The following is an 8,521-nucleotide window of genomic DNA, read 5'->3' on the forward strand; positions in this document are numbered from 1 at the left end:
CCGTTGGCGAGAGTGGTTGAATCAAAGGGCAGCGAATCGCAAATGCGGTAAATGAGGAGGAGAAGCTCAGGCGATGTTTTTTTTGGTCTGGACACGAATGTAGGGAAAGGCTATCAATGCCACAAGTACAATCTTTCGATACTTTCTTTGCCAAAAAGGCAATGCTCGGAGGTTCCGATGCAGCTGTATGGCGTGCAGTCCACGGCATTGCGCTATTTCCTGGAAGTAGCCAGGTGCGGATCGGTCAGTGAAGCTTCGCTGCGGCTCAATGTTGCGGCGTCAGCAGTGAGCCGACAGATTTCCAAGCTTGAGTTGGCTCTGGATGCCAGCCTGTTTGAGCGTCGTGCCCGAGGCATGGTGCTCAGCGAGGCCGGGACGCGATTGGCGGCTTATGCGCGCAAGTCGCAACTTGAGGCTGAGCAGGTGGTGCTGGAAATTACCGAGCTGCATGGCTTGCAACGGGGGCATGTGCATGTCGCCTGCTCGGAAGGTTTTGCATTGGAGTACATGCCTAGGAGCATCAGCGCATTCAGGCGTGAGTACCAGGGCATCCATTTCACATTGGAGGTTTGCGCGCCTGCGCAAGCGACTGAAAAAGTACGTTCCGGCGAAGCCGATCTGGCGATGACCTTCAGCCTGTCGCCGCAGAAGGAAATCAAGGTCGAACATGTCTTGAGCGGGGCGATTTTTGCAGTGGTTTCCAATTCCCACCCCTTGGCCGGGCGTGAAGCGGTCAGCCTCGCCGAGTTGCAACCCTGGCCCATTGCGTTGCCTAAGGCCGATACCACGATACGGCAACTGTTCGACATTTGTTGTGGTGTACAGGGGTTGTTGTTCGATCCGGTACTGACCACTAATTACGTGGCCGCGCTTTACAGCTTCGTCCGCGAGGAAGGCGTCATTAGCCTGGCCAGCGAGATGACCTTGCACAAACAGGTGGCGGACAAGCAGTTGCAGTGCCTGCCAATCCTGGATGAAGGGATGCAGGCACGGCGCATCGAACTGCAAAGCATGGCTGGACGCAATTTGCCGGCGGCGGTTTCTGCGTTCAAGGATTTTCTGATTGCAGAACTGGTGAACACCAAGCACGGTTGAAGTGGCGAGGCAACGGCGCAAGGCTGTTCGCTTATCCCCGATGGGCTGCGCAGCAGCCCCAAAAAAAGATTGAATCCCACGCCCCGTTATTTACTGCTCGGCATTGCGGCTATGACGGTAATCGCTGACCGCCTCATACACCGCTTTACGCAAACGGTTGATGCCGCCGATGGGGCGATGGGCCTCAATGCCGAACCACGGGTTGAAGGACTGGTTGTCGCAGGCCAGGTTCAGCTTGGGCGTATCGAAATCCTGGGCCGGCACGGTGATTCGCGCCACTGTCTCGAACGGTGCGTCACTTTCTCGCCATTCAATACTGGTGTCTTCGATCGGCATGAACTTGCTCGGGTCCTGGCGCTGGATCTGCAGGACAAAACACGCCGGTATCCGGTCTGTGGATAACTGTTGCGTCAGTGCACTTCGCAAGAAATTCGGCAGTGCCTGGTTTTGTGCGGGCAGGGTGTAGCTCGGGCAGTTATCCGGGTCGGGCGCTACGCGAAATTTCGCGTTGGCCTCGCCAAACTTGTAGGGCGATACCGAAAAATACGTGGTCTGGGTCGGGCTGTCAGGGGCCGGTGAAAGAGTCTCCAGGGCGATGAACAGGTGGCGGATCTGCCAGCTACGGGGATCCAGGCTCGGAAAGAACGCCATCGCCTTTTTTCCATCGGCCTGGGCGGCTACATTCTGACGATATTCGGCGACATCGCTGACGAAGAAGTTCGGATGATTGAACATCACAAAATCCTGTTCACCTTGTGACTGTCGGTCCCCCAGCAATTGTTTGCCCGGCACGCCCAGCAGCTTGATCGCCATCCCTCGCGCATCGCGCAGGCTGTCGAACTGTGGGTAGGCGTTGCCGTTGGACAAGCGAATCGTCGCTTGCCAGACCTTCCCCGGCTCGGCAAATACACCCTGGCGCAACGGTGCTGGCAGATTGTCCGGCACCTGCACTTGCGCCATGACGCAGCCGTGGGCTTTGGCATGGGCATCACGCAGGTAGCGCGTGCCTGCGCGGTGCTGATCGACGATACGGATGGCGGTCTGGATGATGTCCTGGGTCATGGCCGCTTCGCCGGGTGGAATCTGCTCTTTATCCGAGACCGGCCCGCTGTGTTGCCAGGCGAACCAGGCCGTGGCCAGCGCCCAGCCGAGCAGCCCGATGCCCAGCAACCACAGGAGCGTCTTGCCCAAAAAGGCGCCGAGGCGCAGCCAGAGCGTAATCAGCATGGGTCAATCCTTTTGCCTGAGGGATTCATCATCACAGTTGCGACTCCAGCGGCCCGCCCAGTACCTTGAGGTACTCCAGCAACGCCCAGCGTTCCTGTGGCTGCAGCAGCCGACCGATCACGCCATTACCCCGCTCACCAGCGCGAAACTCATGACCACTGTTGTGGTTGCCGGTGATCCGGGTGTCGAACAAAAAGCCATTCGTGAAGGCTTCTGTGCGATAGCCCAGGTGCCGTGGGTCGTATTCGAAGCTGCCTTTATAGAAGGTGATCGCCCGTTCGTCCTGAGGAGACAGCAATTGATAGATCGTCGGCACCGAGCCGTTATGCAGGAAGGGCGGCGTGGCCCAGACGCCAGCCAGGGGCCGGGCTTTGTAGGCGCGCAGCTCGCGCACGCCGATGGGCAGGCCAAAACCGTCCAGCGCCGGGCGCTCCAGCGGTGTGACGCCCGCGTCACGGTAAGCCCGCTCTTCCACGAACGCGGTAACGTAGGCCAAGCCTTTGGCGACTGAAACCTGGCTCAAATCCAGCGGCGTCGTCGGGGTCGGATGCAGTTGTACGTCCAGTTTGGCCAGTTCGGCCGGATCCCATTGCAGGCTGGTCAGATCGAAACGGTGGTCGGCAATGTTGTTAGCGGTACCCGGATCGGTGCCGATCACCTTCACCGGCAACATGTTCAGGTGCTGGACGGGCCTGTCAGGACCTTGAACCACGTTGGGGACATGGCAGCCGGCACAGTTTTCGACGAACAGCGCCCGGCCTTGTGCGGCCAACGGCATATCGATAGCGCCAAGCAGTTCCTGAGGCCACTCCGGGGCCTTGAGCAACTGCAGGGTTTCTTCAATCTTGTGCAGATCGCGAACGCGCACGCTGGAGGGGTATCGCGCTTCACCTTGCAATGGTTTGCCCTGGGCGTCGAAGAAATTCAATGTGGCGCCGACACCCAGTGCTTCGCCGACGTTGCGGGCCATCGGTTGCTGGGCCGAACCGTTCCACTGCACCCAGTCGAATGTCCATATGTCCCACAACTGCGGGTAATCCACGGGTGCGTTGGCGACCCGGTAATTCTTGTCGGAGATGGCATCGCCGAAGCTGGCATTGGCAATCCGTCCGAAGGCATCTGTACGGCCAGGTCCTTCTTCGGTGGGGTAGAGGCCGCGATGAGTGTCGTTCCAGGCCACACGCAGGAACGTATCCAGAGAGGCTTTGAATGATTTGCGCAGCTGTTCATGGCGGGCGTCGTAGTCCTGCCCCAGTACCTGGCGTGCAAAGCGTTCGAATTTCCAGGGGTTGTAGTAGGTCGAGGCCAGGCTGGCGACCAATGCTTGTCCGAAACTGCCACCGCGTAATGTAGGAACGCTGGAAGGCAGGACGTGCTGGGCCGAGCCCCCGTCGATCCGTATCGCCTGGCCCTTGAAGCGCAGCTCACCGGTGTGACAGGCGGCGCAGGTGATATCCAGGAACTGGTCGGCGCTGCCCGGATTCTGGTGGCGGGTGAAACCTACGGGCAGATTGCCGGGATTGTCCGCCGAGGGTTTCTGCGCCGGGTCCACCAGAAAGCCGAATCTAGCCAGGTATTCAGGCGAAGCGAAGCGCTGTTGCGAAAACGGCAATTCGAGGGCGGTGAACCAGTCGTAGCGCAGGCCTTTGACTTGAGTGCCCTGAGGGGTGAAATAGTACGTCTGGCGTTCGGCGGCGCTCCATTGATCCAGATAATGCACCTGTTCCACCGGTGTATAGGTCGGCAGACGAGGGTTGGCAACGTAATAGAGCACCACGGCCACGGCGATGACGAGCAGCGCAAGGAGCAACAAGAGAAGGCGAGATAGCAGGCGCACAGTAACGTCCTTGTTTTTTTTGATATGCCCTTATGCCTCAGTGCCGCGTGGCCGGCAAGTGGCCATTACCGATGGGGCTGCGGGGGAGTGGCAATTTGTCCCTGTACGTAATAGATGACAGATGCTTCATCCGCCCAGGATTAAAAAGCGTTTGGGACCGTGAACTTATCAGTGCTTTGCTGCTCACATGCCGGTAGCCATTGGTCGTGGCCGCCTGATAAGCTCGCGGCTTTACTCGATTGCCCTTTTGGCGCATGAACAAGGAAATAGCATGAAACAGCATCGGTTGGCGGCGGCGGTGGCCCTGGTTGGCCTGGTACTCGCGGGTTGTGACTCGCAGACCAGCGTAGAGCTGAAAACCCCGGCGCAGAAAGCTTCCTACGGCATTGGCCTGAACATGGGCAAAAGCCTGGCTCAGGAAGGTATGGATGACCTGGACTCCAAAGCAGTGGCCCAGGGCATCGAAGATGCCGTCGGCAAGAAAGAACAGAAGCTGAAAGACGAAGAACTGGTCGAAGCCTTTGCCGCACTGCAAAAGCGTGCCGAAGAGCGTATGGCCAAGATGAGCGAAGAGTCGGCAGCCGCCGGCAAGAAATTCCTCGAGGAAAACGGCAAGAAGGAAGGTGTTACCACCACCGCTTCCGGCCTGCAGTACGAAGTGGTCAAGAAAGCCGACGGCCCTCAGCCTAAGCCGACTGATGTCGTGACTGTTCACTACACCGGTAAGTTGACTGACGGTAAGGTGTTCGACAGCTCCGTGGAGCGTGGCAGCCCGATTGACCTGCCGGTCAGCGGTGTGATCCCGGGTTGGGTCGAAGGCCTGCAACTGATGCATGTCGGCGAGAAGTACAAACTGTACATCCCGAGCGAACTGGCCTACGGCGCCCAAAGCCCGAGCCCGGCCATCCCCGCCAATTCGGTTCTGGTATTTGACCTGGAACTGCTGGGGATCAAGGATCCGGCAAAAGAAGACGCAGCCAAGTAACCGCGGCTGCTATAACGACAACGCCTCGCTTATGCGGGGCGTTGTCGTATCCGGGCGTTGGTAAACGGCAAAAAACCGAACGCTCGGCGCGGGTTATAGTCATAGGCAATACAGACGCTGTGCTAGACCCAGTCGGGCCGTCAAGTCAATGAAATATTGGGTTTTTTTATGTGAGTAAAAAACGCCCGATCTGACTGGGAGCCTTATTTGACGGGGGGTTCAGCGCGTAAATGCAGCTCTGTTCACAAGGTTATCCACAATTTGTGTGGATAACATTTCAGTGGGAGAAAACATGAAGGCTCCGTGGAATTTTGCGCGTTTTCTGCCGCTGGCAGGACGACTGCTGGCCCGCGGTCGATTGCCGACGTTGTTGTTTGCCGTCGCCAGCAAAGGCGCCCGAGAGGGCGGTCGGTTAGGCAAGCTCAAGGAGGATCTGCGTTTGCTGCAGGCCCTTTGCCTGGCCTACTGGCGTGGCGAATATCGGGCCGTCAGCGCCAAGTCGCTGCTGTCGATCGTGGCCGGGCTGATGTACTTCCTCAGCCCCCTGGACGCGATTCCGGATTTCCTGCCCATGTTCGGCATGTTTGACGATATCGCCGTACTGGCGTGGATCATGAAGACCCTCGACAGTGAACTCGAAGCCTTCCGCGCCTGGCGTTATCGGCAATCCCCCGAAAAGCTTGCTCAAGTCGAGCGGCTTCCCGACACCCCGGAACAGCTCCAGCTCCAAGGGCAGAAAAAGCACTGATCCGGTTCTGTTTGCCTTATGAGATTGATCGCCCCGCGACCTTAGCCGCTATTAGGATTACACTTCCAAGGAAAAAGCTGACTCGCTAAGTGTTGTTGTCCTACGGGGTAGACATGGATATTCAAATAATCACACGCGACGGAGAGCCCGAATACGCGGTTTTACCGTGGGATCAGTACCAGTCGCTATTGAAGGCAGCCGGCATCAATCAAGCTCCGCCGCAGGAAGCCACAGTCCGTCATGCGGCGGCACCCGGCCAGGTTCTTCCTGGTCTGGATCAACTACGCAGTTTGCGCGAAGGGAAGGGCATCGCCATTGAGGCGTTGGCCCGCACAGTAGGTATAAGCCCGTCTTATCTGGCCATGATCGAAAGTGGCGAGCGTCAGCCCGATGCCGCGATTCGGCGCAGTTTGGCCTGGGAGTTGACGGTGCCGGGTTGGAGGGATCAATCGTGAGTGTTCGTATCAGTCGGCAGCATTGGGATGGGTTGTTGGGTGAACTGGATCAGGCGCGCCGCCAGCGCCATTTGTTGACGTACCGGGCCTTGCTGGAGCGTTTGCAGCTTCCCAGCCCGGCCATGCAGACCTTGACTGCGGCCCTTGAACACTTGGCAGCACTGGATGCCCGGGCTGAACAGCCGCTGCGAAGTTCGTTGGTCATCAGCCAGGGGGCAAGCCGGTTGCCGCGTACCGGCTTCTTCGAGTGCGTTGAGCGTCTTGGGCGCTTTTCCGGGCCTTCCGATGGTGTCGCGGCCGCTTCCTGGCACGCCTCGGAAGTGGTCCGGGTATTCGAATACGAGTACCCCGAATCAGCGGAGGCCTGAATGCTCTGGCGCATCAAGGCGCGGGCCGGTTACTGGCTGGCGCGTCGATTGTTTCATTGGTCCTGGTTTGTTCGACAGCCCCGTGGCTGGTCCTGGCTGGAAGGTCAATTTGCCCGCATGGCGAACCTGGGGGACGTCGGCGCGCAAAGTTTCTATGGGCATATCCTGACGTTCCGCGGCCAGGGCCTGGGTGCCCGGGAAGAAGGTGTTCGCCTGTTGCGCCTGGCGGCACTGGCCGGTGATGGCAAGGCTGCCTATCAAGTCGGTGTGATCAGCCTGGCCGGTTCCGCCAGCAAGGCGCCGGATCCGATAGAAGCGGCGCGCTGGTGGGGTTTGGCGGCAAAAGCCGGCCATCCGTTGGCGGAGGTCAAGCTCAAGGCGCTCGAAGGCTACGACCAGTAGTTTTATCCACAGGCATTTTTGAACCCGCTTTCCTTTCGGCCGTTCGTTTGTCGAATGGGGCTATTTAGCGAATCGCCCTACATTCACCGCCTCTTTACCTGACTTATTTCCCCTGGTATCCCCGGCAAAGTCTCGCGCTCCCTGAGTGCTGCGAGACGTCTGCCCATGTTCGATCGTTTTTCCCTGCCGGCCCCTGATCGAGCCGTGTCCTGATGGATCAGGTGCACCGTATCGAGCAGGAACTCGACAGCTTCAAAGACACCCTGACGCTCTACCGCGAGCAGCTCGACCGCTGGTACAGCCAGACGGCGGACCGCGCCAGCCATGCGGCCGACCTGCCTTCGCTGATGGGCATGGAGCGGCTGATTCGTTTCGGTGACAGCAGCTCCGCTGTCAGCATCGGCGACGATGATTTCCTCTCCACCGTTGTCCAGTGCTCCTCGGCTGGGCCGATGACCATCGAGAGCAAACTGGAGTCGGTGTACGACATTCCGCTGGGCGGCATCGTGGTGGATGTGGTGGCCGTGGACAGCGGCGAGGTCACGCCCGTCACCCTGAATGCCGAGGGCCTGGGGACTTTCCAGGGGACGGCGGGTAAGTCCTATCGGGTTCACGTCCAGGACAAAGTATCCCCCCAGACAATCGCCGACCTGTTTTCTTCCTACGACGGCCTGAACAACGATCTGACGCAGTGGCTGCGTGGCGAGTGGCAGGGCTTCAAGCCGCAGTGGGCGCAGCAATCATTGGCGACTTCGGCCGCCGCGGTGGGCAATGGCTTGCTCGCAGGCAGTTGGGCGGCGATTGAGGGGGTGTGGGACAGCATCAGTCTGCTGTCGGACATCCTCAAGAACCCTGGCGAGTTTGTAGAGCGGCTGGGCGAAAGTGCGGATCAGCTAAGCGCCATGGCGGAAAAAACGCCGTTGCTCATGGCCAGGCTGCAATTGCTGGCCAGCGACGAAGCGGCGTTGTGCCTGCTGGTGCGCACCGCCAGCCTCTGGCTGGAGATGCTGCCGCCCAGTGAGGTTGCCGGTGAAACCGCTGAAGCGCTCGCTACGGCGGTGGTGCAACTGGTGATCGACTTGCTGATCGGCGTCGTCCTGACCTTCGCCGGGGCGGGGACCGGTGTTGCTTACCTGGCCATGCGTCTAGGCCAGTTTGGCGGGCGTCTGCTGAGCGCCGCGCAGCGATTCATCAACGCGATCTTCGCGGTGGTCAACGGTTTCATCACCTATGTGGACCGCTACAAAACCGTGGCGGCGCGGGGGATCGCGGCTGGAGTGAAGAAGGGCCGGATGCAACTGCGCTGGGACGCGCAGCGCAATACCACACTGAAAAAGGACGAATCCTACGACGACGCCCCCAACCAATCGAAAAACCCCAACGGTGACAGCGCCGACACCGCGG

8 protein-coding genes and 1 pseudogene are annotated in these 8,521 nt (G+C 59.4%); 7 read left to right on the plus strand and 2 right to left on the minus strand.

The features are described 5' to 3' along the window. Positions 1-177 precede the first annotated feature (177 nt). On the plus strand, positions 178-1,095 hold the full coding sequence (locus tag MKS85_RS22345; RefSeq protein WP_076383779.1) for a LysR substrate-binding domain-containing protein: 918 nt from the start codon (positions 178-180) through the stop codon (positions 1,093-1,095). Positions 1,096-1,185: 90 nt separating this feature from the next. Here MKS85_RS22345 and MKS85_RS22350 read toward each other — a convergent pair whose 3' ends face one another. Together MKS85_RS22350 and MKS85_RS22355 are read right to left on the minus strand one after the other, a co-directional pair. Then, positions 1,186-2,322, minus strand: coding sequence for a catalase family protein (locus MKS85_RS22350; RefSeq protein ID WP_188252286.1), 1,137 nt, complete (start codon positions 2,320-2,322; stop codon positions 1,186-1,188). A gap of 31 nt (positions 2,323-2,353) precedes the next feature. Next, positions 2,354-4,159, minus strand: a complete 1,806-nt coding sequence (locus MKS85_RS22355; RefSeq protein WP_188252285.1) for a di-heme-cytochrome C peroxidase — start codon at positions 4,157-4,159, stop codon at positions 2,354-2,356. 271 nt (positions 4,160-4,430) lie between these two features. On the opposite strand from MKS85_RS22355, the gene MKS85_RS22360 reads away from it, so the two are divergent. The 6 genes and pseudogenes from MKS85_RS22360 to MKS85_RS22385 form a co-directional block, all read left to right on the plus strand. After that, positions 4,431-5,144: an FKBP-type peptidyl-prolyl cis-trans isomerase gene (locus tag MKS85_RS22360; RefSeq protein ID WP_076383781.1), complete on the plus strand. Its 714-nt coding sequence runs from the start codon at positions 4,431-4,433 to the stop codon at positions 5,142-5,144. 292 nt (positions 5,145-5,436) lie between these two features. Next, positions 5,437-5,892, plus strand: a complete 456-nt coding sequence (locus tag MKS85_RS22365; protein ID WP_076383782.1) for a YkvA family protein — start codon at positions 5,437-5,439, stop codon at positions 5,890-5,892. Between the two features lie 113 nt (positions 5,893-6,005). Next, the gene (locus tag MKS85_RS22370) at positions 6,006-6,347 is read left to right on the plus strand and encodes a helix-turn-helix domain-containing protein (RefSeq protein ID WP_076386572.1); all 342 of its coding nucleotides are present in this window, start codon (positions 6,006-6,008) and stop codon (positions 6,345-6,347) included. Then, positions 6,344-6,715, plus strand: a complete 372-nt coding sequence (locus MKS85_RS22375) for a hypothetical protein (protein ID WP_003179080.1) — start codon at positions 6,344-6,346, stop codon at positions 6,713-6,715. The genes MKS85_RS22370 and MKS85_RS22375 overlap by 4 nt, the downstream gene beginning before the upstream one ends. Then, a complete protein-coding gene (locus MKS85_RS22380) occupies positions 6,716-7,117 on the plus strand; it encodes a hypothetical protein (protein ID WP_047230478.1) in 402 nt (133 codons plus the stop codon). It begins immediately after the preceding gene. A 212-nt stretch (positions 7,118-7,329) separates the two neighbouring features. After that, positions 7,330-8,521, plus strand: a pseudogene (locus tag MKS85_RS22385) (type IV secretion protein Rhs); the annotation flags it as partial.

This window comes from Pseudomonas sp. JL2 (genome assembly GCF_031570495.1).
In the GTDB taxonomy this organism is placed as follows: domain Bacteria; phylum Pseudomonadota; class Gammaproteobacteria; order Pseudomonadales; family Pseudomonadaceae; genus Aquipseudomonas; species Aquipseudomonas rhizophila.